Annotated in this window: 22 protein-coding genes and 6 pseudogenes; 17 read left to right on the forward strand and 11 right to left on the reverse strand. The window is 61.3% G+C overall.

Annotation, left to right across the window (positions count from 1 at the left end; genetic code table 11):
* Positions 1 to 6: 6 nt before the first annotated feature.
* The 4 genes and pseudogenes from ACZZZP_RS00470 to lptM all read right to left on the reverse strand — a co-directional run bounded on the left by ACZZZP_RS00470 (position 7) and on the right by lptM (position 2,926).
* Complete coding sequence (locus ACZZZP_RS00470; RefSeq protein WP_122497520.1) at positions 7 to 708, reverse strand: DUF484 family protein; 702 nt, start codon at positions 706 to 708, stop codon at positions 7 to 9.
* Positions 705 to 1,535, reverse strand: a complete 831-nt coding sequence (gene dapF / locus ACZZZP_RS00475; protein ID WP_463384513.1) for a diaminopimelate epimerase — start codon at positions 1,533 to 1,535, stop codon at positions 705 to 707. Before dapF ends, ACZZZP_RS00470 begins: the two co-directional genes overlap by 4 nt.
* A 5-nt stretch (positions 1,536 to 1,540) precedes the next feature.
* Positions 1,541 to 2,791: pseudogene (lysA, locus tag ACZZZP_RS00480) on the reverse strand (diaminopimelate decarboxylase).
* A gap of 9 nt (positions 2,792 to 2,800) precedes the next feature.
* The gene (lptM, locus tag ACZZZP_RS00485; protein ID WP_122449649.1) at positions 2,801 to 2,926 is read right to left on the reverse strand and encodes an LPS translocon maturation chaperone LptM; all 126 of its coding nucleotides are present in this window, start codon (positions 2,924 to 2,926) and stop codon (positions 2,801 to 2,803) included.
* 159 nt (positions 2,927 to 3,085) lie between these two features.
* Here lptM and ACZZZP_RS00490 point away from each other — a divergent pair.
* The 6 genes and pseudogenes from ACZZZP_RS00490 (at position 3,086) to ACZZZP_RS00515 (ending at position 6,183) form a co-directional block, all read left to right on the forward strand.
* Positions 3,086 to 4,125 (forward strand): annotated as a pseudogene (locus ACZZZP_RS00490) (AraC family transcriptional regulator).
* Positions 4,126 to 4,187: 62 nt separating this feature from the next.
* Positions 4,188 to 4,521: pseudogene (gene cyaY / locus ACZZZP_RS00495) on the forward strand (iron donor protein CyaY).
* Position 4,522: 1 nt separating this feature from the next.
* The gene (locus tag ACZZZP_RS00500) at positions 4,523 to 4,744 is read left to right on the forward strand and encodes a DUF1289 domain-containing protein (protein WP_206000663.1); all 222 of its coding nucleotides are present in this window, start codon (positions 4,523 to 4,525) and stop codon (positions 4,742 to 4,744) included.
* A gap of 182 nt (positions 4,745 to 4,926) precedes the next feature.
* A pseudogene (gene rnk, locus ACZZZP_RS00505) lies at positions 4,927 to 5,332 on the forward strand (nucleoside diphosphate kinase regulator).
* 118 nt (positions 5,333 to 5,450) lie between these two features.
* Complete coding sequence (locus ACZZZP_RS00510; RefSeq protein ID WP_463536184.1) at positions 5,451 to 5,885, forward strand: alpha/beta hydrolase family protein; 435 nt, start codon at positions 5,451 to 5,453, stop codon at positions 5,883 to 5,885.
* Positions 5,812 to 6,183, forward strand: a complete 372-nt coding sequence (locus ACZZZP_RS00515) for a lipase family protein (RefSeq protein WP_463536185.1) — start codon at positions 5,812 to 5,814, stop codon at positions 6,181 to 6,183. Before ACZZZP_RS00510 ends, ACZZZP_RS00515 begins: the two co-directional genes overlap by 74 nt.
* 66 nt (positions 6,184 to 6,249) lie before the next feature.
* Here ACZZZP_RS00515 and ACZZZP_RS00520 read toward each other — a convergent pair.
* From ACZZZP_RS00520 to ACZZZP_RS00535, 4 genes and pseudogenes are all read right to left on the reverse strand, one after another.
* Positions 6,250 to 9,100 (reverse strand): annotated as a pseudogene (locus ACZZZP_RS00520) (class I adenylate cyclase).
* 136 nt (positions 9,101 to 9,236) lie between these two features.
* Positions 9,237 to 9,482 carry a TIGR02647 family protein gene (locus ACZZZP_RS00525; RefSeq protein WP_122449656.1) on the reverse strand — a complete coding sequence of 82 codons (246 nt, stop codon included), beginning with the start codon at positions 9,480 to 9,482 and terminating at the stop codon, positions 9,237 to 9,239.
* 98 nt (positions 9,483 to 9,580) lie between these two features.
* Positions 9,581 to 10,360: a substrate-binding periplasmic protein gene (locus ACZZZP_RS00530; RefSeq protein WP_463384517.1), complete on the reverse strand. Its 780-nt coding sequence runs from the start codon at positions 10,358 to 10,360 to the stop codon at positions 9,581 to 9,583.
* Between the two features lie 106 nt (positions 10,361 to 10,466).
* A complete protein-coding gene (locus tag ACZZZP_RS00535) occupies positions 10,467 to 10,751 on the reverse strand; it encodes a hypothetical protein (RefSeq protein ID WP_122497502.1) in 285 nt (94 codons plus the stop codon).
* Positions 10,752 to 10,895: 144 nt separating this feature from the next.
* On the opposite strand from ACZZZP_RS00535, the gene ACZZZP_RS00540 reads away from it, so the two are divergent.
* A complete protein-coding gene (locus ACZZZP_RS00540) occupies positions 10,896 to 11,555 on the forward strand; it encodes a glutathione S-transferase family protein (protein ID WP_122497500.1) in 660 nt (219 codons plus the stop codon).
* Between the two features lie 54 nt (positions 11,556 to 11,609).
* Here ACZZZP_RS00540 and argH read toward each other — a convergent pair whose 3' ends face one another.
* Positions 11,610 to 13,004 (reverse strand): argininosuccinate lyase, encoded by a 1,395-nt coding sequence (gene argH, locus ACZZZP_RS00545; RefSeq protein WP_463384518.1) that lies wholly within the window; start codon positions 13,002 to 13,004, stop codon positions 11,610 to 11,612.
* Between the two features lie 258 nt (positions 13,005 to 13,262).
* On the opposite strand from argH, the gene ACZZZP_RS00550 reads away from it, so the two are divergent.
* From ACZZZP_RS00550 to rsd, 8 genes and pseudogenes are all read left to right on the forward strand, one after another.
* Positions 13,263 to 14,348 (forward strand): sensor histidine kinase, encoded by a 1,086-nt coding sequence (locus tag ACZZZP_RS00550; protein ID WP_463384519.1) that lies wholly within the window; start codon positions 13,263 to 13,265, stop codon positions 14,346 to 14,348.
* Positions 14,345 to 15,091 (forward strand): LytR/AlgR family response regulator transcription factor, encoded by a 747-nt coding sequence (locus tag ACZZZP_RS00555; protein WP_122497493.1) that lies wholly within the window; start codon positions 14,345 to 14,347, stop codon positions 15,089 to 15,091. The genes ACZZZP_RS00550 and ACZZZP_RS00555 overlap by 4 nt, the downstream gene beginning before the upstream one ends.
* Before the next feature lie 107 nt (positions 15,092 to 15,198).
* Complete coding sequence (gene hemC, locus ACZZZP_RS00560; protein WP_463384520.1) at positions 15,199 to 16,140, forward strand: hydroxymethylbilane synthase; 942 nt, start codon at positions 15,199 to 15,201, stop codon at positions 16,138 to 16,140.
* On the forward strand, positions 16,137 to 16,910 hold the full coding sequence (locus tag ACZZZP_RS00565) for a uroporphyrinogen-III synthase (RefSeq protein WP_463384521.1): 774 nt from the start codon (positions 16,137 to 16,139) through the stop codon (positions 16,908 to 16,910). Before hemC ends, ACZZZP_RS00565 begins: the two co-directional genes overlap by 4 nt.
* Positions 16,911 to 16,926: 16 nt before the next feature.
* A pseudogene (locus ACZZZP_RS00570) lies at positions 16,927 to 18,094 on the forward strand (uroporphyrinogen-III C-methyltransferase).
* Entirely contained in the window at positions 18,091 to 19,332 is a 1,242-nt protein-coding gene (locus ACZZZP_RS00575) for a heme biosynthesis HemY N-terminal domain-containing protein (RefSeq protein WP_463384523.1), read from the forward strand. The pseudogene ACZZZP_RS00570 and the gene ACZZZP_RS00575 overlap by 4 nt, the downstream one beginning before the upstream one ends.
* 185 nt (positions 19,333 to 19,517) lie before the next feature.
* Positions 19,518 to 20,012 (forward strand): disulfide bond formation protein B, encoded by a 495-nt coding sequence (locus ACZZZP_RS00580; protein ID WP_122497483.1) that lies wholly within the window; start codon positions 19,518 to 19,520, stop codon positions 20,010 to 20,012.
* Positions 20,013 to 20,263: 251 nt separating this feature from the next.
* Positions 20,264 to 20,737, forward strand: a complete 474-nt coding sequence (gene rsd / locus ACZZZP_RS00585; RefSeq protein ID WP_122497481.1) for a sigma D regulator — start codon at positions 20,264 to 20,266, stop codon at positions 20,735 to 20,737.
* A gap of 31 nt (positions 20,738 to 20,768) precedes the next feature.
* On the opposite strand, the gene ACZZZP_RS00590 is transcribed toward rsd, so the two are convergent.
* Complete coding sequence (locus ACZZZP_RS00590; RefSeq protein ID WP_463384524.1) at positions 20,769 to 21,425, reverse strand: FKBP-type peptidyl-prolyl cis-trans isomerase; 657 nt, start codon at positions 21,423 to 21,425, stop codon at positions 20,769 to 20,771.
* A gap of 113 nt (positions 21,426 to 21,538) precedes the next feature.
* Between ACZZZP_RS00590 and ACZZZP_RS00595 the strand changes: the two genes are divergently transcribed.
* The gene (locus tag ACZZZP_RS00595; protein ID WP_463384525.1) at positions 21,539 to 22,645 is read left to right on the forward strand and encodes an AlgP family protein; all 1,107 of its coding nucleotides are present in this window, start codon (positions 21,539 to 21,541) and stop codon (positions 22,643 to 22,645) included.
* On the opposite strand, the gene ACZZZP_RS00600 is transcribed toward ACZZZP_RS00595, so the two are convergent.
* Entirely contained in the window at positions 22,642 to 23,091 is a 450-nt protein-coding gene (locus ACZZZP_RS00600; protein WP_463384526.1) for a TIGR02444 family protein, read from the reverse strand. The two genes, ACZZZP_RS00595 and ACZZZP_RS00600, sit on opposite strands and share 4 nt — an antisense overlap.
* Positions 23,092 to 23,140: 49 nt before the next feature.
* Here ACZZZP_RS00600 and ACZZZP_RS00605 point away from each other — a divergent pair, with 49 nt between their 5' ends.
* A complete protein-coding gene (locus ACZZZP_RS00605) occupies positions 23,141 to 25,051 on the forward strand; it encodes an ATP-binding cassette domain-containing protein (RefSeq protein WP_463384527.1) in 1,911 nt (636 codons plus the stop codon).
* The last annotated feature ends 7 nt before the right edge of the window (positions 25,052 to 25,058 follow it).

Genomic DNA, 25,058 nt, shown 5'->3' on the forward strand with positions numbered 1-25,058 from the left:
GGACGCTTAGCGTACCGAGCGAAGCGGCGTGGCGAAGCGCGGTAAAACGCGGGCAAGCACTTCGGCGATATAGCCAAGGAACAACGTGCCGAGCGAGCTCTTGTAATGCTGCGGATCGGGGCTGCCGATGGCGAGTACGCCATGCAAACCCTGGTGACTGAGGGCTACCACGGCTGCAGAACCGACGCTCTCGCGTTCTTCTTCACCAAACAAAAACGCCAGCTCATGGCTGCGCAGCACGCCGCAAATGGTTTTGCCGTCGGCCAACAAGCCACCGATGGCTTGATGCGCTTCGGCAAAACTCACCGAGCGGCCCACGCCGGTTGGCGTTTCGCTGAACAAGGTGAGGCTGACAAAGGGCACCTGAAATTCGTGGCGCAGGCTGTCTTCAACGGCGCTGACGACTTCTTCCAGCGTGCCGGCGTCGAGCAGGTCGAGCACCAGGCGGCGAGTCTTATCGAATAATCGATCGTTGTCGCGGGCGACGTCCATCAGTTGCGAAAGACGGTGGCGCATCTCGATGTTGCGCTCACGCAGCAGCTTGACCTGGCGCTCGACCAGCGACACCGACTCGCCGCGCTGATGCGGAATACGCAGCTCGGGAATCAACTCGTCGTGGTCGACGAAAAACTCCGGATGCGCGCGCAGAAATGCGGCCACCGCTTCGGCGTCCAGAGGGGTGCTCTCGTCTTGCTGCTTATCGGTCATAGGCGAACCTGCCCTTCATAAACCCGGACGGCGGGTCCGGTCATCATTACGGGTTGCCCGGCGCCGGCCCATTCAATAAACAGGCGACCGCCAGGCAGTTCGAGTTGCAGAGGCGAATCCATCCAGCCCTGGCTGATGGCGGCAACAGCGGCGGCGCAAGCGCCGGTCCCGCAGGCCTGGGTTTCTCCGGCGCCGCGTTCCCAAACGCGCAGCTTGGCGTGCTGGCGATCGGTAATTTCAAGAAAGCCCACGTTCACTCGCTGAGGAAAGCGCGGGTGATGTTCCAGCTTAGGGCCCAGGGTGTGCACCGGCGCTTCGGCGACGCTGTCTACGCGCAGCACCGCGTGCGGATTGCCCATGGACACCGCCGCCAGCGTGACCGCTGTACCCTCGACATCGACCTGATAATTCAGCGCCTGGCTCTCGGCCTGGAACGGAATGCGCGCTGGTTCAAGAATCGGCGCGCCCATGTTCACACTGATTTGGCCGTCGGGGCGCACGTCCAGCTCGATGATGCCGCCAGAGGTTTCCACGCGAATCTGGCGTTTCATGGTCAAGCGCTTGTCCAGCACAAAGCGGGCGAAGCAGCGTGCGCCGTTGCCGCATTGCTCAACTTCAGAACCGTCGGAGTTGAAAATCCGATAGCGGAAGTCGACGTCGGGATTGCTCGGCGGCTCTACCAGCAATAGCTGATCAAAGCCCACGCCGGTGTGGCGGTCGCCCCACTGTTTGGCGTGCTTTGGCTGGATATGCGCGTGCTGGCTGACCAGGTCAAGAACCATGAAGTCATTGCCCAGGCCGTGCATTTTGGTGAATCGCAGCAGCATGACCGTTACTCCGGCAGCAGGCTTTCGCCAGCATAGAGTTCTTGCACGGTCTCGCGGCGACGCACTTCATAAGCCTGTTCGCCGTCGACCAGCACTTCGGCGCAACGGCCACGGGTGTTGTAGTTAGAGCTCATGGCAAAACCATAGGCGCCCGCCGAACACACCGCCAGCAAATCACCTTCTTCCAAGGCCAGTTCACGACCTTTGGCCAGGAAATCACCGGTCTCGCAAATCGGCCCGACGATGTCGTAAGCGCGCGCGGCGCCTTCGCGCGGCTGCACCGGCACAACGTCCATCCACGCCTGATAAAGCGCGGGGCGAATCAGGTCGTTCATCGCCGCGTCGACGATGGCGAAGTCTTTGTGTTCGGTGTGCTTGAGGTATTCCACCTGCGTCAGCAACACGCCGCCGTTGGCGACGATGTAGCGGCCGGGTTCGAACACCAGTTTCAGGTCGCGCCCAGCGGTACGCTCGCGCACGGCCTTGATGTAATCGCTGACCAGTGGCGGCGTTTCGTCTTTGTAACGCACGCCAACGCCACCACCCAGGTCGAGGTGGTGAATCTGAATGCCGCGCGCTGAAAGACGGTCGATCAGCGCCAGCAGGCGGTCGAGGGCATCAAGGAACGGCGGCAGGCTGGTCAGTTGCGAACCGATATGGCAGTCCACACCCAGCACTTTCAGGTTCGGCAACTCATGGGCGCGGGCATACACCGCTTCGGCGTCGGCAATGGCGATACCGAATTTGTTTTCTTTGAGGCCGGTGGAAATGTACGGGTGGGTGCCGGCATCAACGTCGGGGTTTACGCGCAGCGAAATCGGCGCAATGACGTCTTGCTCGGCGGCCACCAGTTGCAGGCGTTCCAGCTCATCGGTGGACTCGACGTTGAAGCAGTGCACGCCCACTTCCAGCGCGCGGCGCATGTCGTCGCGGCTTTTGCCCACACCGGAAAATACGATTTTGCCCGGCTCGCCACCGGCGGCCAGCGACGCGCTCCAACTCGCCGGAGGAAACGATATCGAACCCGGCGCCCAGGCGGGCCAGCAGGTTCAGTACAGCGAGGTTGGAGTTGGCTTTGACGGCGTAGCACACCAGATGCGGGACGCCTTGCAGCCGCGTCGGCATAGGCATTGAATTGCGCGCTGATGTGCGCGCGGGAATACACGTAGGTAGGCGTACCAAAACGCTCGGCAATGGCGGACAACGCCACACCCCTCCGCAAACAGTTCGCCTGTGCGGTAATTGAAGGCGTGCATACCGCCTCCTTAATGGGTGTGTTCAGCGGAAGGTTGGTCTTCGCCTGGCAGATACAGCGGGCCTTTCTGGCCACAGCCGGTAAGCAGAGACGAAATGGCGACGAGCGCGATAAGGGCAGTCAGTAGCCGCTTCATGGCGGATTCCTTGTAAAAGCAGTGATTGCGCCGGAGTATACCGGCCGCCCGGCGCCTTGCCTATGCGCCGGGCGATAGACCGGAGCTCCCGCGCAGCGGGCCCTGACGCTATCGTAAAAGCGTCTACGTTTGTCCCTTCAAGCCCCAACAGGAGCTCTGATGCACACACCTGCGCCACCGGCCGGTTCGGTTTCGGTCGCCTATTTCCAAGGCCTGTTGGACTACCTGGCGCGCCAGGGAATCGCCACCGAAACGTTGCTGGCGCCCTTGCACGTAAGCCCCGAGCTGTTGGCCCAGCGTGATCAACGCGTGGCCGCCTCGGTGTATCTGGCAGTGATGGAAAAGGGCGTTGAGCTGACGGGCGATGTGCACTTCGGGCTGCACCTCGGCGAAGCGGTGCGGCCGGGTTACTACGGCGTGCTCGGCTATTTGCTGATGAGCTGCGCGACCCTGGGCGACGCCCTGCACCGCCAGGCGCGCTACGCCACTTTGGTCGGCAGTCTTGGGCACGTTGACCTGGCCGACGAACCTGAGCGCCCCGGCCTGGAGCCGCAGGTGGCCCACGAGTTGGCAGCCGTTATTGGCGCAGCAACAACGGCACCTGTGTGAGGAGACGCTCGCGGGCTGGACCACCTTTGGGCATTGGATAAGTGGCCCAGATATTCCGCCCACCGAAGTGCGCTTCCAGCACGCAGCGCCTGCCGACACGGCCGAATACCAGCGCATCTTTCGTTGCCCGGTGCTGTTTTCCCAACCCGACAACGCGCTGGTCTTCCCCAAGCGCCTACTGCTTGCGCCGCTTGGCCAGGCCGATGCGCAGGTGCGCAAGATGCTCGACGGTTACGCCGACCGCCTGCTTACCGAAATGCGCCAAGAGCAGCACGTGCTGGACCGCGCCCGCTTGGAACTGGCCAAGCAACTTGCTGAACAGGGACCGGACCTGGAGCGCCTGGCGCAGACTTTGGGGCTCAGTCCACGCACCTTGCAGCGCCGTCTGCGCGAGACCGGGTTATCATTCAGCCAACTTGTCGAACGAAACTCGCCAGCAGTTGGTGCTCAATTACCTACGCGATCCGACGCTCGAGCTGGCTGACATCGCGTTTTTTGTTGGCTTCAGCGAAGCCGGTTCCCTGGCCCGCGCGTTTCGCCGCTGGACCGGACAGAGCCCCGCCGAGTATCGCCGCACGCTAGCCGGCTAATGCCTACAACTTGTCGCAACGCACCTGCGTCGTTGCCTTAATTTTTGCCTGAGGTGCCCGTTATGAGTTTGACCGAAGCGCGTTTTCACGACTTGGTGGATGCCACCCAGGAATCGGTAGAAGACATTTTCGATGACAGCGGCCTGGACCTCGACTTGGAAAATTCCGCCGGCATTCTCACCGTGCGTTTTGCCAATCGGCTCGCAGTTGATCCTCAGCCGGCAGGTGCCGATTCGCCAACTGTGGGTGGCGGCTCGCTCTGGCGGTTTCCACTTCGATTACGACGGCGCCACTGATCGCTGGATCTGCGACACCAGCGACGAGCTGCTCGGCGAAATGCTCGCGCGCATCACCCTTGAACAAGCCGGCGAAGCGATCGAGTTCGATGAGCTCTGACATGAATGCTCCGCAAATTTTCCAGCCACAGGCGCAAGACGCTGACGTGGTGCTGTCGCCATGTCGCCGCGAATGCTGCCTGGATGACGACGACGTGTGTTTGGGCTGCGGGCGTTTGCTCGCTGAAATCCGCGAGTGGAAAGCCGCTGATAGCCCGCGTCGCCGGCAAATAATCGAGTTGGCCCAGGCACGCGTAAAGCCGTCGCCTTTTCGGCAGTCTTGACCAAGCAGTCATGTCTTGTGCTACGGTCGGCACTCGCCTCACCAGAATGAGGCGCCTGCAAACCCCGGCTTCGGTCGGGGTTTTTCTTTAACTGCCGCCTGGAATTTGCTGCGGCCCTCATTGGGTTGCGACGTTCCGCTGGTAGCCGCTGCCTGGCTGCCACTGACTATGAGTACTGCGTTATGACCGCTCCAGCCATCACCATCACCCGTCTGGACCTGCAACGCCTTGAGCGTCTGCTCGAAAGCCTCGACGATTTCGGCCCAGGCGCCCAAGCCCTCGAAGAGGAGCTGGCGCGCGCCAATGTGGTCGGCCATGACGAAGTGCCGGCCGGCGTGGTGACCATGAACTCGCGAGTGGTTTGCCGGGAAGAAAAGCAGCGGCAAGGAATACCACCTGACGCTGGTGTATCCGAACGAGGCGGGCGGCGAGGGCACCGTATCGGTTCTGGCGCCCGTAGGCAGCGCGCTGTTAGGGCTGTCGGTTGGCCAACACATCGACTGGCCGACCCCGGCTGGAAAACTGATTCAGCTGACATTGCTGGCAGTCGAGTACCAACCAGAAGCCGCCGGTGCCTATAGCCAGTAATCGCCAGGCGCTTTTAGAGTAGGCGTTCATTCAGTGGCAAGGAGGCCGAGATGCCCAGCCTACCGATGTACTTCCCGCCTGCGTTTTCCTGCCTCAAGCGTTGCTCTGCGCCCAATTGGTGAACTGCGCTTATCAGCAGTACGACCAATGGATGGCGCAGCAGCAGCCGCGAAAGCCTGAAGACTTCCATTGGCAGCTCCCCGACATGCCCGGCTGGCGGTTTTCAACGCCGGTGTGGAGCGTGCTCAGCGAATTGCATTTTCTCAATGAGTCCGAGCCGTTCGGCTTTGCGGCGCGCGACCCGCAAGGCGCCGTTTACCTGGTGTTTCGCGGCACCGACACGGCGCAAGACTGGCTGGATGATCTGGATGTGCCGCAGCGCAGCTACCCGTGGAAAAGCGACGTTGGCCTGGTGCACGACGGCTTTTTGAAGCCTCTACACCTCACTGCGCGACCTGGCCTTGCAAGCGCTCGACGATATGCGCCCCGAAGGTGCGCTGTGGGTATGCGGGCACAGTTTGGGCAGCAGTTTGTCGACGCTGGCGGTTCCTGATATGCGCGAACGCTGGCCCGGCTTAGCGCTGCAACACTACAACTTTGCCAGCCCGCGCCTGGCGTCTCCCTCGTTCGCCGCGTACTACAACGGCCTGCAGGTGCCGACCTTTCGGGTTGTGAACGACAGCGACCTGGTTCCCGAAGTGCCGCCGGGCGTCAGCGGCACGTGGCTCTACCAGCATGTTGGCCAGGCGATTACGTTCACCGCCAGCTACGCCAGCGTGCTGGGCGACCACAGCCTGGCAGGCAGCTACCTGTACGCGCTGAAAAACCCACAGGCGCCCATGAAGGCGTAAGCCGAGACTCACTGTTTTTCACTGCGGCAGCGGCTTCAGCCGCGATGGGCCAAACGGGCGAGCACGTTACGCACGTTGCAGCGCGCTATTGAGCGCAGCTCTCCAGCCGGGTTTTGTAGCGCAGGTAATGGATGGTCTGCGTTTGCCCCTCACCAAGCACCCGCGACAGATCCAGGTCGGTGATGTAGCACGGATAACGCTCGTGGCCGCTACGTTGCGAAAGGATGTGGCGGGCCACGGCGCTGAACAGTTCATTGCCGTATTCCAACTCGGAGAATTCCCGGTGGTTACAGAACAGGGTGACGTGCACCCGTCCTTGCTCGGCGGGTTCGACAATCGCCTGAACGTCGTAAAACGGATGGCTGACCGCCGACTGCGGCGCCGCGCGGCGCTCCAGAAATTGCGCCCGGGAAGGCGCCGGCGGCAGCACTTCCGTAATACAGAATTTCCAAGTTGTCGGCCAAAACCGGGTCGGTATCCAGCGGCAGCTGCGCGTTGCGGCGGTACAGCACCGACTGTAGAAAACGGTGCAGCGGCGTCAGCAAGCTTTGCTCATCCCGGAACGGAAGACGCTGGCGCCAGAGCGCGTTGCGTTCATCCAGCGCGGTCAGCTCGGCGGTGTCTTCGTGCAAGCGATAGAACACCTGAATGCAGTCCGGACGGCCCAGCGGCAGAATCATCGCCAGGTCTTCGCCTTCCAACGCATGGCGATCCAAGTGCAGCGGACTGTAGCTGTTCAGCTCGCTGCCCAACTGCTCCAGCAATGCCGGCAGGTTGTTTAGCGCCACATGGTCGACATGGCCGGGCGTTAATTGCAGCACGTGGTATTGCTGCTGAATCTGCACTAAATAGCGTTGGCCGCGTTCGCCCACGAAGTGCGAAAGAATATCGCGGAATAATTCTTCAACACGCTCGGCAATGGCCTGGGCACGGTTGCGACAGAAGCACCGCACTTTCAATACCGGCAACGCCCCGCCGGGCGGCAGGCTATTGAGGAAGTCACGCAAGCAGTCGAGCAGCGCATGGGTGCCGTCGTAACGACTGACTGACAACTCGTTCCAGCTGTTCAAACTCACCTGGTCGAGGGTCAGCACCAGATTCTCGCGCACACCCGAATAGCCTAGGGAATCCGTGCGGCCCGTGGTCATGTGCACGTTGAGCTGGCTGTGCTGTTTGAGCGGGTCGATGCCGACGTTAACCAGCAACAACACCTCGCTCGGCGCGCTGCTGTGCAACAACGCTTCTTCGCTCACGCTCGGCAATGGCAGCGGCACGGCTTGTTGCAAGCTGGTGAGCAGATTGGCCAGCTCGAATTCGGTGAGGTCGCTGTCGCCAGGGTGCAGGGCGATGCGCGTGCTGCTGTCGATCACGCCATTGCGGTGACACCAGGCCAGCAGCTCAATCAGTTCGCGCGCCCGTTTCAGTGGGGCAAAATCACGCCATTCCTGGCCGCTGAGGCTGCCGTTGAACAATGCCCATTGGCTGTCATCGGTGCTGTCGCTGTTGAACACCAAGGTCAGGTTGTCTTCGGCCAGGTCCGGGGCAATGCCGGGGTTGATGAATTCGATTTTGCCGGCCTTGCGCTCGAAGGCGGCGTACAGGCGCCGGCCTAACACGCCAAGGTCGCGGCTGTTAAGGGAGCTGGCGACCTGTTGGGTGCGGGCGAACTGCGAGAGGAAGCGGTAGCTGTAGGTCAGCTCGTTGACCAGCACGCGGCGTTCTGCGCTGACCTGCCGAACCTTCCATTGGCTGCGGCTATCGAGCATCGCCAGTTGCCGCTGCTGCCAGCCCCAGCCTGCAGTGAGTTTCTCCAGCAACAGACGCTGCCAGCTTTTGCGCCGGTTGCGCGGCGGGTTGCTGATTTTCTTGTTCACCTTGAGGTACAGGCAGCGCCGGATCAGTTCCAGGCGCTCGGTTTCGCCGCGGCCACTGAGGGTATTCCTCGAGGCGGCGGTACACCACGACGTACGGGTCGAGCTCGTCGAGGTCGAGCTGGTTGCTGAACACCGCTTGTTTGAAACGCAGGCTCAGACATTCAACGTTCGGGTGTTCGCTGGCGTACACCTCGGTCAGGCAGCAATTTGAGCGCCGACTTGTAAGGCGACTCGATGCCCTTGAACAACTGCCACATGCCAGCGCCGATAAATTCGCCCGGCGGAATGGTGGCCAGATGGCCAAGATCCAGCACTTCATCCGCACGAATAAACCGTTTGCTCAGCAACTGATGGGTGTATTCGGCATAGCGTTTCTCTTCGTACACCGGCACCAGCCACCACAGCGGCGTGCGCCCTGCCAGCCAGATGGCGGTGCGGTAGAACTCGTCCAGCAACAAGTAATGTTGCGTGGTGCCGCAATCGTCGGAGGTCAGTTGGGCTTCGCGGTCGCCCACGGTGAAGCGCGCCGGGTCGATCAGAAAGAAATGCGCCTCGGCGCCTTGGGTCGCCGCCCATACTTCCAGCAGCGTGCATTTGCGCGCCAGCTCTTGCAGTTCTTGAGCGCTCAGGTTCGGCGCATGGCACACCCACACGTCCATGTCGCTCTGCTCGGCCTGCGCCACAGTGCCGAGGCTGCCCATCAGAAACAGACCATGAATCGGCAACGGCGGATTGCCGCGCCGCGCCTTGTACACGAACGAGCGGGTCAGGCGTTGGGCTTCGCTCAGCAGTTCGTCGTCGGGTTCATAACCGGATACGCCGGCCGGCGTCTGGCCGGAGACGTAGCCCGGAAGCAGCGGGTGGTTAACGTGGAACAACAACGGCAACAGCTTGAGCACCAATTGCTGACGCGTCGACAGCCCTTGCATGGCGCGGTCCAGACGGCCGCTGTTGACCTTGAGAAAGCGCGCGCGCAGCTGCGTCAGCACCTTGCGGTCGATACCCTCGTCGATGTCGGGACGAATTTCCTGGGTGCGCGTCATAGCTAACTCTTGCCGGTTGGTGGGGCTAGATTAGCAGCCGCGAAACGCCGGGGGCAGGGGCTGTGGCTTGATTTACGGCGGTGAGGCGGAGCAGGCAAAAGCAGCGGGGCGCCGCCTTTGCCTGAGTCACAGAAGGTTAGGCCGCTTCTTCAACGGTGAGAATGGTCAGCAGGTCTTGGGCATGTTGCGCGGCGTCTAGCCCGAGGCTGGTCAGGTAGCCGCCATCGGGCAGCGTCACCAGGCCTTTTTCGTGCAGGCGCTGGGTCGCGGCAATGGCCGTGGGCGAGGCGATATGGTGAACCTTGAGGCCTTCCTTGGTGTTGGAAAGGTTGTACAGGGCAAGAATTTCCAGCTCAGCAATCAGTTCGGGTGTAAATGACATGTTTGCTCCAGATTTCTTGTAGTGCGCCAACGCTCAGCATTGAGTCGGTGGCAGCGTGACCCCAACTAGCGGGCAGGGGGTGGTGGGGTGGTTGCCGCTTACTTCGCGGCGTTCTGTTTGTTCCTCCAGGTGTCGATGATCTGTTGATAGCGTCCGTCGCTTTCGATTACGCGCATTCCTTGATCGAAACGTTTGAGCAGGTTTTCAGCGTCTGGATGGTGTCGGGAAAAGGATAGATAAAGATCAGGGCGGTGCACGGTCATGACCGGGATAAATTGCCCACGCAGCTCCGGGTGCTCCTCGAACAGCTGCAGCGCGGTTCCTCGAAATGCCAGCATGTAATCGACGCGCGAGCGTTGCAACATCAAAAACCCGTTGAGGTCTTTGCGCACCATGATGCGGGTCAGGCGCGTGTCATTGTCGAAGTCGGCGCCATATTCGTAGCCATTGGTGACCGCCACGGTTTTGCCCACCAACTGGTCCAGATTGCTCACCGGCTTGGCGCTGTCATTGCGCGCCCACAATAAAACCGACTCGCTGAACAAGGGGTGAGTGGGCAAGCGGTAGTCGGCAGCGATTTGCGCATTGGGCGAGGTGTTGAAGCACGCCACAATTTGCCCGCGCAGCGCCAGTTGCATGCAGCGGGTGTAGGGGAAGGAAACGAGTTGAATGTCGGTGCCGGTCGCGGCGAATGCCGCTTTGACGATGTCCACCGACATACCGGCAATTTCACCATCGCGAAGCGCCGTGTAGGGATACCAATCGTCTTCGGCGCCGATCTGGATGGGTTCGGCCTGAGCGCGGGAAATGCCGAGGGCGGCGACCAGCAGGGCCGCACACAAGGTTGTCCAACTGCTGAAATAGACGCGATGGGTCATCGATTCAGGCTCGGGGACCGCCCAGGAGGTGGGCGGGACCATGGCAGGATGCTATGACCACGAGGCTAATCCGCTGCGCTGAGTCAAGGCAAGCGCTGCTTAGGTATTAGTCAGTGTCTTCCGAACCTTCAGGTAATTCGGGCAGTGCGCGAAGGGCTTGTTCGTACCAGGCGGTATCGAACGGGCGGTCTTCATCCAGCATGGCGTCAATTTCGAAGGCCAACACCAGCGCCATCAAACGCAACGCCTCTTCACGCGGATAGCCCACCAGCGTCAGCTTGTTGAAGGCGGCGTTAGCGGCAGGCGGGGTGTCGGTTTCGAGCTGATTTTCAATGGCTTGGACCAGGGTTGCTTCAGCGAAGGATTCTTCGCTCTCATCAATGTCGCTCATGGCGCACTCCTCGGAAAACAAGGCCGCAGTGTGCCATGGTCCGTGCGCAATGGCGTACGCATTCATGGGGTGGATTCGGCTGGGCGCCTGGCTCGTCACGGTTTATAAGGTGCAACGCCCACTCCACCAGGAACGGAGATTGTCATGCTCAAACTGCACGGTTTTTCGGTCAGCAACTACTACAACATGGTGAAACTGGCCTTGTTGGAAAAAGGCATCCCCTTCGAAGCGGTCGCCGTTCACGGCGGCCAGCGCGAAGAGTTTCTGGCCATCAGCCCGCGCGGCAAAGTGCCGGTGCTGCAAACCGAGAAAGGTTTCATCAACGAGACCAGCGTCATTCTCGAGTACCTGGAAGAAACCCACCCCGCCAAGCCTTTGCTGCCGAGCGACTCGCAGGCGCGCGCCTACGTGCGTTCGCTGATGCGCGAGATTGAGCTGTATATCGAGCTGCCGGCGCGCGCCTGTTACCTGGAGGCGTTTTTCGGCGGCAAAGTGGATCCGGCGATCAAAGCCAAAAGCTTGGAAGATTTGAACCTTGGGCTGGCCAGCCTGAAACGTCACGGCGCGTTTTCGCCGTACCTGGCCGGTGACACCTTGAGCCTGGCTGACCTTTATTTTCTGTACAGCCTGGACTTGGCGAGCACGGTTATGGGCAAGCTCTTCGCCACGGATGTGCTGGCCGATTTCCCGCAGGCGGCCGCGCTGTTCAAGCTGCTGAACCAGAATCCGAATGTGCAGAAGGTGGCGGCCGACAAAGACGCCGAGATGGAGCAGTTTTTGGCGATGGCGCGGGGCAAGAAGTAAACCAACCGCTCGCGGCGGATCGGATTGCCCGATCCGCCGCGATGGGAAATGCGGTTAGCGGCTGGCCAACAGCGCCTTGCCGCGAACAACTGCAGCCTTGACTTGATTCGGCGCTGTGCCACCGATATGGTCGCGGGCGTTCACCGAACCTTCGAGGGTCAACACGGCGAACACGTCCTGCTCGATTTGCTCACTAAACGTGCGCAGCTCCTCGAGGCTCATTTCCGCCAGGTCTTTACCGGTTTGCACGCCGTACTTCACCGCATGGCCAACAATTTCATGGCAATCACGGAAGGGCAGGCCCTTGCGAACCAGGTAGTCGGCGAGGTCCGTGGCCGTGGAAAAACCACGCAGGGCAGCTTCACGCATGACGGCGGTTTTCGGCTTGATCGCCGGCACCATGTCGGCGAACGCACGCAGGCTGTCGCGCAGGGTGTCGGCGGCGTCGAACAGCGGTTCTTTGTCTTCCTGGTTGTCTTTATTGTAGGCCAGCGGCTGGCCTTTCATTAAGGTCAGCAGGCCCATCAGCGCGCCGAATACGCGCCCGGATTTGCCCCGTACCAGCTCCGGCACGTCGGGGTTTTTCTTCTGCGGCATGATTGAGCTGCCGGTGCAGAAGCGGTCAGGCAAATCGATGAACTGGAACTGCGCGCTGGTCCACAGCACCAGCTCTTCGGAGAAGCGCGACAGGTGCATCATCGCCAGCGAAGCTGCTGCGCAGAATTCGATGGCGAAGTCGCGGTCAGACACGCCGTCCAGCGAGTTGCCACCTACCGCATCGAAGCCCAGCAGTTCGGCGGTGACTTCCCGCTGAATCGGGTACGTGGTGCCGGCCAATGCGGCCGAACCCAATGGCATACGGTTGGTGCGTTTGCGGCAGTCGACCAGGCGCTCATAGTCACGCGAGAGCATTTCGAACCAGGCCAGCAGGTGGTGGCCGAAGGTGACCGGCTGGGCGGTTTGCAGGTGCGTGAAGCCGGGCATGATGGTGCCGGCTTCGCGTTCGGCCTGCTCCAGCAAACCCTGTTGCAGACGGGTAATTTCGCTGAGGATCAGGTCGATTTCATCGCGCAGCCACAGGCGGATGTCGGTAGCGACTTGGTCGTTGCGCGAGCGGCCGGTGTGCAGTTTTTTACCGGTGACGCCGATGCGGTCGGTCAGCCGCGCCTCGATATTCATGTGCACGTCTTCCAGGTCCACGCGCCACTCAAAGCTGCCGGCCTCGATTTCGCCCTGAATCTGTTTCAAGCCATTTTCGATGGCGTCGCGCTCATCCGCCGTGAGCACGCCGACCTTGGCCAGCATGGTGGCGTGGGCAATGGAGCCCATGATGTCGTGGCGGTACAGACGCTGGTCGAAATTGACCGAGGCAGTAAAGCGGGCAACAAAGGCGTCGACAGGTTCGCTGAAGCGGCCGCCCCACGATTGGTTGGTCTTTTCGGTGCTCATGGCAATGACTCGGCTGGTGCGCAAAACGGGAGGCCACGGGAAGCGGCCGGCGTAAAAAGTGTGCGGATAATAGCAGGGTAAACAGCAGTTTCGCGGCAACGGTTAGTCGTGCCGGCGCGCGCGACGCCGTCAGGGAATGGCCAGAGCAATGTAGGACTGATCACAGTTTTGCCGACGCGATGGCCATTTGCTGCTTTATTTAGTCCGTGCAGCGCCCGCCCGCTTGCTGCCACGCAAGCCGCCCCGGAAACTGTGTCGATGCGTATCTCATGGCTTAAATCGAAAAAAACCGAACCCGGCGAATTCTTCTTGCCCGAGCTGTGCCTGCCCGAAGCGTTGCTGGTCCTGGTGCTGCTGGCCGAGCTGCTAGTGCTGGTGCTGGTATTGGCCGAGCCGATGCAGCCGGGCTTCAACTGGATTCGTCTGGCACTCACCTCGCTATTCGTGCAATGGATCGTGCTGCTCTCAGCGGGCCTCATGTGCCAGTTGCGGCCGCTGTTGGCGCGCTTGCCGGCAGCCCTGGCGGGGTTGCTGTGCTGCCTTTTGGTAGTAGGGCTGACGCTGACCTGCACGGCCATTGCCGACTTTTACAGCCTGGGCGGACCGTTGCCACGTACCGGCGAGGTGAACCTGTATCTGCGCCATGCGCTGATTAGTCTGATCATGTCGGCGCTGCTGCTACGCTACTTCTACCTGCAGAGCCAATGGCGGCGACAGCAGCAAGCGGAACTGTCAGCAAGAATCGAGTCATTGCAGGCACGGATCCGTCCGCATTTCCTGTTCAACAGTTTGAATAGCATCGCCAGCCTGGTCGTAATTGATCCCTATAAAGCTGAACAAGCGGTGCTGGATTTATCCGATCTGTTTCGCGCCAGCCTGGCCAAGCCCGGCAGCCTGGTGACGTGGAGTGAGGAGCTGGAGCTGAGCAAGCGCTATCTTTCTATCGAACAATATCGTCTTGGTGAGCGTCTACAGTTGCAGTGGCAGGTCGACGATGTTCCGCCCGACCTGCCAATTCCGCAGCTCACCTTGCAGCCATTGTTGGAGAACGCTTTGATCTACGGTATTCAGCCGCGCATCGAAGGGGGCGTGGTACGCATAGAAGCAGATTACAAAGACGGGGTGTTCGAGCTGAGTGTCAGCAACCCTTATGACCCGGAGAAGGAGGGCAGTGAGCACAAACCCTCTCGTGGTACACAGCAAGCGTTGGTGAATATAGATGCGCGTCTTGCGGCACTTTTTGGCCCTCGCGCGAGTCTCAGCGTGGATCGCCGTGACGGGCGCCACTTCACCTGTCTACGCTATCCTTGTGCGAGACTCACGCAGGAAGCCCGAGCAATATGAATGTCCTGATCGTCGACGATGAACCCCTAGCCCGCGAGCGCCTCAGCCGTATGGTCGGTGAGCTCGATGGTTACCGAGTGTTGGAGCCCTGTGCCAGCAATGGCGAAGAGGCGTTGACCCTGATCGATAGTCTTAAACCCGATGTGGTGTTACTCGACATTCGCATGCCGGGTCTGGATGGCTTGCAGGTGGCCGCCAAACTCTGCGAGCGCGAGGCGCCGCCGGCGGTAATTTTCTGCACCGCGCACGATGAGTTCGCCATCGATGCGTTTCAGGTCAGCGCCGTGGGTTATCTGGTCAAACCGGTGCGCCCGGAAAGCCTGATCGAAGCGCTGAAAAAAGCCGAACGTCCCAATCGCGTGCAGCTGGTGGCGCTGACCCGGCCGGCCGCCGAGAGCGGTAGCGGTCCGCGCACCCATATCAGCGCCCGCACCCGCAAAGGCATCGAGCTGATTCCCCTGGACCAAGTCATTTATTTCATCGCCGACCATAAGTACGTGACCCTGCGTCACGAGGGCGGTGAGGTGTTGCTGGACGAACCCCTTAAAGCTCTGGAAGACGAATTCGGTGACCGCTTTGTGCGCATTCACCGTAACGCGCTGGTGGCCCGTGAACGTATCGAGCGTCTGCAGCGCACCCCGCTCGGTCATTTCCAGCTGTACCTCAAAGGCTTGAATGGCGATGCCCTGATCGTCAGCCGCCGGCACGTGGCCGGTGTGCGCAAGCTAATGAACAGCCTCTGAGCTAACCCACCCGAACGGCTGCTGCGGCAGCCCGTCACCCTGACGGCGGGTGCACCACCTGCGCGGCTGCCTTACTATGCGCGGGTTAATTCCGTTCGAGAGCCGTCATGTCGTCCCGCGAAATCCGCATCGCTACCCGCAAAAGTGCCTTGGCCCTCTGGCAGGCCGAATACGTTAAAGCTCGCCTGGAAGCGGCGCACCCAGGGCTCGTCGTCAGCCTTGTGCCAATGGTGAGTCGTGGCGACAAGCTGCTTGATTCACCGCTGTCGAAAATCGGCGGAAAAGGCCTTTTCGTCAAAGAACTCGAAACCGCGTTGTTGGAAAACGAAGCCGACATCGCCGTGCATTCGATGAAGGACGTGCCGATGGATTTCCCCGAAGGCCTGGGCCTGTACTGCATTTGCGAGCGCGAAGATCCGCGTGACGCCTTCGTTTCCAACACCTACGAAAGCATCGCCGCCTTGCCGCAAGGCGCCGTGGTCGGCACCTCCAGCTTGCGCCGTCAAACCCAACTGTTGGCGATGCGCCCGGACCTGCAAATCCGCTTCCTGCGCGGCAACGTCAACACCCGTCTGGCCAAGCTTGATGCTGGCGAGTACGACGCCATCATCCTCGCGGCGGCCGGTCTTATCCGTCTGGGCTTCGCCGACCGCATCCGCTGCAGCATCAGCGTCATCGACAGCCTGCCGGCCGGTGGCCAAGGCGCGGTTGGTATTGAATGCCGCAGCGCTGACAGCGACATCCACGTGCTGCTCGCCGCCCTCCATCACCATGAAACCGCACTGCGCGTGACCGCCGAACGAGCCCTGAACAAAACCTTGAATGGCGGCTGTCAGGTGCCCATCGCCTGCTATGCCGAACTGCAGGGCGAGCACATCTGGCTGCGTGGTCTGGTCGGCCAGCCCGATGGTGGTTTGTTGCTGCGGGCCGAAGCCACGGGCACGGTGAAAGACCCTAACGCCCTGGGCGTCAGCGTCGCGCAAGACCTGCTGCAACAAGGCGCCGCCGCCATTCTGCAAGCCGTCTACGGTGAGGCTAAGCCCGAGTGACCCGCTGGCGGTTGCTGCTCACCCGCCCGGCTGAAGAGTGCGCGGCCCTGGCCGTCACGCTCGCCGAGCACGGCGTATTCAGCAGCAGCCTGCCACTGCTGGATATACAGCCGCTTGCTGAATCGCCTGAACAGCACCGCTTGATGGAACACCTGGATCGGTACTGCGCGGTTATCGTCGTGAGCAAGCCGGCTGCTCGACTGGGGCTGGCCTTGCTCAACCGCTACTGGCCGCAGCCGCCCGCGCATGTCGCGTGGTTCACTGTTGGTGCCGCCACTGGCCAGATACTGACCGAGCATGGCTTGACCGTAAGCTATCCCGCCCGGGGTGATGACAGCGAAGCCTTATTGGCGTTGCGGGAATTGCAAGCCGCATTGGCCACTAGCGCCTCACCACGCGTACTGATTCTGCGTGGAGAGGGTGGCCGTGAAGCCCTGGCTGAATGCTTGCGCGGCCAAGGCGTAGCGGTCGATTATCTGCCACTGTATCGCCGCTCGCTGCCGCACTATGCGGTGGCGGCCTTGCCAGAGCGTGTTTACGCTGAACGCTTGAATGGTCTGGTGGTCAGCAGTGGGCAGGGTTTTCAACACCTGCTGACCCTGGCTGGCGCCGAATGGCCGACACTGGCGCGGCTACCCTTGTTTGTACCGAGCCCGCGGGTTGCCGAAATGGCGACTGCCGCCGGGGCTCGTGCGGTTGTGGACTGCCGTGGTGCGAGTGCCGCGGCGTTGCTGGCAGCTTTGCGGGACCATGCCCCGGCTGCCCTCTGATGCACAGGACGGATACGTGAGCGAAGCAACCTCCCCGAAAGATGACACTCAACCTGCGCTTACTGCGCCCACTTCTCCCCGCACCGAACCGGTTGCCCCGCCGCCCGCAAAAGGACGGGGCACGGGGTTGGCAGCCCTGGCGCTGTTGATTGGTGCTGCGGGTATAGCGGCCGGCGGCTGGAGCGTCTGGCAGGTTCGAATGCTGCAAAGCCATGATCGGGAGCAACTGTCGCAACTCGAACAGGCTCGCAGCCAAACCCAATTGTTATCGCAACGTGAGCAGGGCCTGACCGACCGCGTCGCGGCGCTGCCCGACCCTCAAGAACTCGAAAGTCGCCGCCGTTTGTTGGCCCAATTGCAAGGCGATCAACAGCAGCTCAGTCAGCGCGTCGAAAGCGTGTTGGGCGCGAGTCGCCAAGATTGGCGTCTGGCCGAAGCTGAGCACTTGCTGCGTCTGGCCGCGTTGCGCCTCTCGGCATTGCAGGATGTGGGTAGCGCCGCCGTCCTGGTACAGGGCGCCGACGAGATTCTGCGTGACCAGGACGACTCCGGCTCCTATGCCGCTCGCGAACAGCTGGCCAAGGCCTTGGTGGCATTGCGCGGCATTACGGCGTTGGATCGCACCGGCCTGTTCTTGCAACTGGACGCCATGCGCGAGCAAGCGGCGGAGCTTAATTCGCTGGTGCCGGCTTTCACCAGCAAAGGCGAGCAATTCAATTTTGCCGCCGAAGGCGACGGCCAAGGGTGGTGGTCGGAGTGGCTGGAAAAACTGTCCCGCTACATCCGCATCGACTTCCACGCCGACCAGAATGTACGGCCATTGCTGGCCGGCCAGAGCCTGACCCAAGTTCGCCCTCGCCTTGACCCTCGCCCTGGAACAAGCGCAATGGGCCGCCTTGAATGGCAAACCTGAGGTTTATCGCCAAGCCATGACCCAGGCGCGCAACGTGCTCGACAGCTACTTCAATACGCAGAATCCCGACAGCCAGGCGCTGCTGGCGCGGATCGACGAGCTCATCGGTCAGCCAGTGGCGGTGACGATGCCGGACCTCACGCCGGCCACAGACGCCGTGCGCGCCTACGTGCAGAAACGTCAGAACGCGAGCCAGAAACTGCAAGAAGAGCGGCAGTCCCAGAGCGATCAGCCGGCGGCTGATAACGAGCTGGAGGAAGTCAGCCCATGAGACGTGCGCTGCTGATTCTGCTGTTGCTGGTCGCGACGGCCGTGTTGATTGGCTTGGCCGTGGTTGAAGACCCCGGCTACGTGCTGATCGCCTACAAAAACTTCCGCTATGAGTCCAGCTTGTGGGCTGCTGTTGCGCTGATCGCCGTGGTGTGGCTGGCGGTTTACCTGATTCGCTTGCTGCTGAGTTTGGTGTTTGTGTCGGGGGGTGTGGTCAACCCATGGTCGCGGCGCAACCGCAAACGCCGCGTGCAACTGGCCAGCGAACAGGGTCTGCTCGACCTCGCCGAAGGGCGCTGGGCACGCGCCGTGCGACACCTGCAACGCGCGGCCGAGGGCGAGCAACAACCGCTGATTTATTACCTCGGTGCGGCGCGTGCCGCCAACGAATTGGGCGACTACGAACAGAGCGATGGCTTCTTGGAAAAGGCCTTGGAGCGCCAGCCCCACGCCGAGCTCGCGATTGCGTTGGCCCATGCCGAGTTGCAGCAAGCGCGCGGGCAAACCGAAGCTGCATTGGAAACGCTGCAGGTCATGCGCGACCGCCACCCCCACCATCGCCAAGTGCTCAAACATCTTCAGCAGGTGCACCAGCAGCGCGGCGATTGGCCAGCGGTGATTGCCCTGTTGCCGGACCTTCGCAAAGACAAAGTGCTCGGTGATGCCGAACTCAGCGCCCTCGAACAACAAGCCTGGAGCGCGCGATTGGCCAGCGCTGCCACCGACGGTTTGAACAATGGCGAGATCGCGCTGCAGCCGCTGACCCAGGCGTGGCAGCACCTGTCCAAAGCGCAGCGCAGTGAACCGCAATTGGTGGCCGTGTACGCCGAGCAGTTGCGTGTGCTGGGTGCGCCGGAGGAAGCCGAAGAGGTTCTACGTGCGGCCATCACACGGCAATACGACAGTCGCCTGGTGGAGCTTTACGGGCAGGTCCGCGGTCGCGATGCCGCCAAGCAAGTGCAAACCGCTGAGGGCTGGTTGAAGACTAATCCGACCGACCCTGTGCTACTGCTCTGCCTGGGGCGTCTGTGTTTGCACAACAACCTGTGGGGCAAGGCTCGCGAGTACTTTGAAAGCAGCCTGAGCTTCGCCCGTACGCCGCAAACGTGCGCAGAGTTGGCGCGCCTGTTGGCGCAGCAAGGTGAGTTGCAACGCAGCAACGAGCTGTACGAAGAAGGCATGGGGCTGCTGGATCGGCGGCTCACTCCCGCTCCTGTTCCAGCCACTGCCGGCACCTGAAGCCGCGACGATTTGTCTGCGGGCAAAAACGCTTGAGGCTCGCGGCGCCGCGACGTGACTGACGCGGCGACCCGCGACTGGACGTGCGGTGCCAGCAGGGCGATGGTTGCACTGCGGTGCCGGCTTGTATCGGCGAGGCGCTTTCCACTAACGTACCGCCTTTCCTCGCCTCCTCCGGAGTTGTCATGTCGCTGGCTAGCCCGCGTTCGCTGTTCTTCCTCGCCTTTCTTGCCTGCGTCGCCATGATGGGCGGCGCGCTGTATCTGGAACATGTCGTGGGCCTGGAGCCCTGTCCGCTGTGCATCGTGCAGCGCCTGTGCGTGATGGCGTTCGGCGCCTTTGCGTTGCTGGCCGCCTTGCACAACCCCGGCCGTGGCGGGCGTCGGGTATATGCCTCGCTGACATTCTTATCCGCTGCGGCCGGCGCGGCTGCTGCCTGCCGGCAGATTTGGATTCAGAACACACCTCCCGATCCCATGGCATCGTGCATGCCGAGCAATTTCGACTACATGCTGCAAAACCTGCCCTTTCAGGAATTCGTCTCCCGCGTGCTCCACGGCACCGCCGACTGCGCCGAAGTGACCTGGACACTGTTCGGCATGAGCCTCGCCGAATGGTGCCTACTGGCGTTTGTCGGCATGGTGATCTTCTCGGCGTATCAGTTCCTGCGTCGCGCCTGACCCCACCCTTCTCAGCGGCTCAAGGCCGCTGTGTTCCCGGCCTGGGCGATTGCTCAGGCCAAGCCGCATGCGGCATTGCGATCAAACGGGCGTATGAAACTTTCTCCTGTGGCGCCTTGTAGGGCGTAGCGGGCGGGCATAATCTGGCCAGCACAAAGCGTCGGTTAAATGCCGTTGTTAAGCGCCGAATGACAAAAAACCGTCTCGGAGCAGACGTAGAAACAGCATTGAATCAAGGGGAGTGAGTCATCATGCTCGAGAGCTGTCAGAACGCCCAAGAACGCTGGGGTGGGGTGCATCTACTAATCGACCGCTGGCTGCAAGAACGCCACGAATTGGTCCGTAGTTTTGATGTATTGCACGACGAAGCCGCTTCGAAGGAAGCCAACGAACAGGCCCTGCAACGGTTTTGTGAAGTGTTGGTAGATTACGTGTCGGCTGGTCACTTCGAGGTCTACGAACAACTCACCAATGAAGCCAAGGCGTTCGGTGATGATCGCGGGCTGGAGTTGGCCAAGCAGATTTATCCACGCATTGAAGCCATTACCGAAGTGGCGCTGGCCTTCAATGATCGTTGCGACAAAGGCGACTGCAGCGACGCCGCTCTGGTGAACGCTGAATTGAAGCGTTTGGGGCAATTGCTTCACGAGCGCTTCGAGCTTGAAGACTGTTTGATTGAAGTGCTGCACAACGCGCATCAGCAACAAGCGGCGCCAGTCGTCTAAGCCGTTGTTGAGTGATTAACGGGGCCGTCGCTCAGTCGGCGGTTTCAAGCAATTCCAGTTCAAATACCAAGGGCGAATAGGGCGCAATCAAATCGCCGGCCCCTTCGGCGCCATAGGCCTGGGCAGACGGAATCACCAAACGCCACTTGCTGCCCACCGGCATTTCCCGCAGCGCAATTCGCCATCCGGTTATCACGCTGTCGAGCTTGAACCACACTGGCTGCGCACTCTCGTCAAACACGCTGCCATCGGCAAAACGCCCCACGTACTTCACTCGCACGCGACCGTTTGCATTTGGCACACGTCCCTGGCCGCGATGCAGTTCGTTGTACAGCACGCCGCCTGGTAATTCTCGTACCCCATTCTTGGCCTTTTCATTGACCATAAAACGCGTTTCCGCCTGCCGCGCTTTTTGATCATCGACAGGTGCTTCGGCGAGTTGGGTTTCGTGCTCGGCCAGTAGCTGTTCCATGCGCTTGGCATCGAGCTGCAACGGCTCGCCGCGATAGGACTGGCGCAGTCCATCGAGCAACGCTTGCAGTTGCAAATCGGGCACTTCTTCGCGCAGACGCTGACCTAGTTTTACGCCCAGGCTGTAAGCCAGGTCGTGCTGGTTTTCCTGCGCCGGTGTGGCGCTGACTGCGAGCGGCGCGAGCAGGAAAAACAGCGGTAAAAGATAACGCGACATGGGCGTTCTCCGAGCGACGAGTGCGGCGATTATGCCAGCACTCATCGCGGAACTGGCGAGCGGCGAAACGGCCGGCTAGTATGGCCGCACCAACGTTCGCCAGGAGGCGCGTCATGTCGGCCAATAAGAAATCGGTAACCACTCCTTTGCATCTGCTGCAGCAGCTTTCTCAAAGCCTGCTGGATCATCTCGAAAGTGCTTGTTCCCAGGCTTTGATCGACGCTGAAAAGCTTCTCGCCAAACTGGAAAAGCAGCGCGGCAAAGCCCAGGAAAAACTGCACGACGCGCGCAGCTTGCTGCAAGCCGCGACCACCGCAGGCAAGAACAAAGCACAGAACAAAGCCAAGCAAGCCGTCGCCGAACTGGAGACGCTGCTCGACACCCTTAAAGCCAGCCAGGCCGAAACGCGTAACTACATCGTGCAGCTCAAGCGCGATGCCCAGGAAAGCCTGAAATTGGCCCAAGGCGTTGGCAAGGTTAAAGAGTCCGTTGCCAAAGCGTTGAGCGCACGCAGCGCGGCGCCAAAACCAGTGGCCGCTAAACCCGCAGCCAAAGCGCCTGCAGCCAAAGCGGCGGCCAAGCCTGCTGCCAAACCAGCCGCCAAAGCGCCGGTAAAAGCCGCCGCCAAGCCCGCCACCAAAGCACCCGCAAAAGCCGCTGCTAAACCAGCTGCCAAAGCACCGGCCAAACCCGTTGCGAAAAAAGCGCCCGTGAAAGCTGCCGCGAAACCGGCCGCGAAGGCCGCGTCGACCGCCGCCAAACCTGCCGCCAAAGCACCGGTGAAAGCCGCCGCCAAACCGGCTGCTAAGCCAGCAGCAAAACCTGCTGCTAAAGCACCCGCCAAGGCAGCCGCCAAACCAGCGTCGAAGGCCGCCGCCAAGCCTGCCGCCGCCAAGCCTGCCGCCGCCAAGCCTGCCGCAGCTAAACCAGCAGCCAAACCGGCCGTTGCCGCTAAGCCTGCAGCTGCCAAAGTCGCCGCAAAACCGGCTGCTAAACCAGCGGTAAAAGCGCCGGCCAAAGCGGTCGCTAAACCTGCTGCGAAGCCCGCTGCCAAGGCGCCGGCGAAACCTGCCGCAGCCAAACCTGCTGCCAAGCCGGTCGCAGCCAAACCAGCGGCACCGGTAAAACCGGCCGCGGCGCCTGCGCCAGTGGCTGCTCCGGCAGCACCCGCTGCCGCAACACCTACTACCAACGGTAGCGGCGTGCCGAGCCTGTCCTAAGTGTGAGTGGCCGCGACGCGCAGCAAAGCCAGCGCGTCGCGGTCATGCTGGCCGGCCACGGCAGTCAGCCAATCGTCCTCTGTTTCCCCTGTTGGCCATTCGCTCGCTAATTGCTGCAAGCGTTCGAGCAGCTCACGCTCACTCTGCAATTCCAACTGTTTAATGTGCTCGCGCAGGTCGGCGACGGCATGATCGTGGGCGGCTGTTTCGCGCCAGCGTTGCCGTAGATGGCGCAGTGGCGTGATTACGGTTTGCTGCCAGGGCGTGGCCAGATCCGTTAACGCCCGAATACGTAATGGTGTGCAGGCGACGCGGCGTCGTTCCAGCCATGCGGCGCACAACACCAGGCACACATCGGCACCTTGCGCTTGCAAACGCAGGCACGCGGTTTCGACGCCAGCGCCGGCGTACAAGGTACTGGCAAAACTCCACAGGTCAGAGGGCATGGTCTTTCCAGGCGATGTGCGAACGAAGCTGGTAGACTCCGCCGCCATTATGATTCGACTACAAAACCTCACTTTACAGCGTGGCCCGCAGCGTTTGTTAGAAGACGCCGAGCTCACGCTGCACGCCGGCCACAAAGCCGGCTTAATCGGTGCCAACGGCGCCGGCAAATCCAGCCTGTTCGCCTTGCTGCGCGGCGAGTTGACGCCCGATTCCGGCGACTGCTTCCTACCTGCCGATTGGCGCATCGCGCACATGCGCCAAGAGGTCGATACCCTTGAGCGCATCGCCGTGGACTATGTGCTTGATGGCGATGTGCGTTTGCGCCAGGTACAAACCGACCTGGCCGCCGCCGAAGCCTCGCATGATGGCGCTGCGCAGGCGCGGCTGCACGCCGAGCTGGACGCTGCCGACGGCTACACCGCCGATGCCCGCGCGCGCAAATTGCTCGCAGGCTTAGGCTTTAGCAATGAACAGATGGATCGCCCGGTCGGCAGTTTTTCCGGCGGCTGGCGTATGCGCTTGAACCTCGCCCAGGCGCTGATGTGTCCGTCCGATTTGCTTTTGCTCGACGAGCCCACCAACCACTTGGACCTCGACGCCATTCTCTGGCTTGAAGAGTGGCTGAAGAGTTATCCCGGCACGCTGCTGCTGATTTCCCACGACCGCGACTTCCTCGACGCTGTGGTCGATCACGTTGCCCATGTCGATCAGCGCAAACTTGTGCTGTATCGCGGCGGCTATACCGCGTTCGAGCGTGCCCGGGCTGAGCGTCTGGCGCAGCAGCAACAGGCGTATGAGAAGCAGCAGGCGCAGCGCGCGCACATGGAAAAGTACATCGCCCGCTTCAAAGCGCAGGCGACCAAAGCGCGTCAGGCACAGAGCCGAATCAAAGCGTTGGAGCGCATGGAGGAGCTGTCGGCTGCCCATGTCGACTCGCCGTTCGACTTCACCTTCCGTGAGGCCGACAAAATTTCCAGCCCGCTGCTTAACCTCTCCGATGGCCGCCTGGGCTATGGCGACAAGGTAGTGCTGGAAAAAGTAAAACTCGGTCTAGTGCCGGGCGCGCGCATTGGTTTGCTCGGGCCAAACGGTGCGGGCAAGTCGACGTTGATTAAAACCCTGGTCGGCGAATTGCCGGTGATTGGTGGGCGGCTTGTGCGGGGCGAGAACCTGGTGGTTGGCTACTTCGCCCAGCACCAGTTGGACTCGCTGGACAACAAAGCCAGCCCGCTGTTGCACCTGCAACGCCTGGCACCGACTGAGCGTGAGCAAACGCTGCGCGATTTCCTCGGCGGCTTCGACTTCCGTGGCCCGCGCTGCGACGAACCGGTAGTGAATTTCTCAGGCGGCGAAAAAGCACGCTTGGCCTTGGCGCTGATCGCCTGGGAAAAGCCTAACCTGCTGCTACTCGACGAACCCACCAACCACCTCGATCTGGAAATGCGCCTGGCCTTGACCATGGCCTTGCAAGAGTTCGAGGGCGCCGTGGTGGTGGTGTCTCACGATCGCCACTTGCTCAAGAGCACCACCGATGAATTCCTGCTGGTCGCCGAAGGGCGCATTCAGGAGTTCGATGGCGATCTAGAAGATTACGCGCGTTGGCTCGTCGACTACCGTGCGCGCCAGGCGCCCGTCAGCAGCAGCGCGCCGGCCGGTGACAAGACCGACAAGCGCGCCCAACGCCAAGCCGCTGCTGCGTTGCGTCAGCAACTGGCGCCGCACAAGCGTGAAGCAGAAAAGCTGGAAAAAGAGCTGGGGCTGCTGCACGAAAAGCTCGCTAAGGTTCAAGAGCGACTCGGTGATGCGGCGATTTATGAAACATCGCGTAAAGACGAATTGCGCGATCTTCTTGCCGAACAAGCCAAAATGAAGGTCCGTGAAGGCGAGCTGGAAGAGGCTTGGATGCTGGCGCTGGAACACCTGGAAAGCCTCGAGCAACAACTGGCCCAAGTCGACTGAAAGCAAA

It is taken from the genome of Pseudomonas sp. AC211, assembly GCF_979258055.1.

Bases quoted from the DNA above. Each gene is read 5' to 3' on its own strand.
- ACZZZP_RS00555 (WP_122497493.1), top strand. From the start codon at position 14,345: ATGAATGTCCTGATCGTCGACGATGAACCCCTAGCCCGCGAGCGCCTC.
- ACZZZP_RS00550 (WP_463384519.1), top strand. From the start codon at position 13,263: ATGCGTATCTCATGGCTTAAATCGAAAAAAACCGAACCCGGCGAATTC.
- ACZZZP_RS00515 (WP_463536185.1), top strand. From the start codon at position 5,812: ATGCGCCCCGAAGGTGCGCTGTGGGTATGCGGGCACAGTTTGGGCAGC.
- ACZZZP_RS00605 (WP_463384527.1), top strand. From the start codon at position 23,141: ATGATTCGACTACAAAACCTCACTTTACAGCGTGGCCCGCAGCGTTTG.
- ACZZZP_RS00500 (WP_206000663.1), top strand. From the start codon at position 4,523: ATGAATGCTCCGCAAATTTTCCAGCCACAGGCGCAAGACGCTGACGTG.
- lptM (WP_122449649.1), bottom strand. From the start codon at position 2,926: ATGAAGCGGCTACTGACTGCCCTTATCGCGCTCGTCGCCATTTCGTCT.
- ACZZZP_RS00595 (WP_463384525.1), top strand. From the start codon at position 21,539: ATGTCGGCCAATAAGAAATCGGTAACCACTCCTTTGCATCTGCTGCAG.
- dapF (WP_463384513.1), bottom strand. From the start codon at position 1,535: ATGCTGCTGCGATTCACCAAAATGCACGGCCTGGGCAATGACTTCATG.
- ACZZZP_RS00575 (WP_463384523.1), top strand. From the start codon at position 18,091: ATGAGACGTGCGCTGCTGATTCTGCTGTTGCTGGTCGCGACGGCCGTG.
- ACZZZP_RS00540 (WP_122497500.1), top strand. From the start codon at position 10,896: ATGCTCAAACTGCACGGTTTTTCGGTCAGCAACTACTACAACATGGTG.
- ACZZZP_RS00535 (WP_122497502.1), bottom strand. From the start codon at position 10,751: ATGAGCGACATTGATGAGAGCGAAGAATCCTTCGCTGAAGCAACCCTG.
- ACZZZP_RS00580 (WP_122497483.1), top strand. From the start codon at position 19,518: ATGTCGCTGGCTAGCCCGCGTTCGCTGTTCTTCCTCGCCTTTCTTGCC.
- argH (WP_463384518.1), bottom strand. From the start codon at position 13,004: ATGAGCACCGAAAAGACCAACCAATCGTGGGGCGGCCGCTTCAGCGAA.
- ACZZZP_RS00530 (WP_463384517.1), bottom strand. From the start codon at position 10,360: ATGACCCATCGCGTCTATTTCAGCAGTTGGACAACCTTGTGTGCGGCC.
- ACZZZP_RS00470 (WP_122497520.1), bottom strand. From the start codon at position 708: ATGACCGATAAGCAGCAAGACGAGAGCACCCCTCTGGACGCCGAAGCG.
- rsd (WP_122497481.1), top strand. From the start codon at position 20,264: ATGCTCGAGAGCTGTCAGAACGCCCAAGAACGCTGGGGTGGGGTGCAT.
- ACZZZP_RS00600 (WP_463384526.1), bottom strand. From the start codon at position 23,091: ATGCCCTCTGACCTGTGGAGTTTTGCCAGTACCTTGTACGCCGGCGCT.
- ACZZZP_RS00590 (WP_463384524.1), bottom strand. From the start codon at position 21,425: ATGTCGCGTTATCTTTTACCGCTGTTTTTCCTGCTCGCGCCGCTCGCA.
- hemC (WP_463384520.1), top strand. From the start codon at position 15,199: ATGTCGTCCCGCGAAATCCGCATCGCTACCCGCAAAAGTGCCTTGGCC.
- ACZZZP_RS00525 (WP_122449656.1), bottom strand. From the start codon at position 9,482: ATGTCATTTACACCCGAACTGATTGCTGAGCTGGAAATTCTTGCCCTG.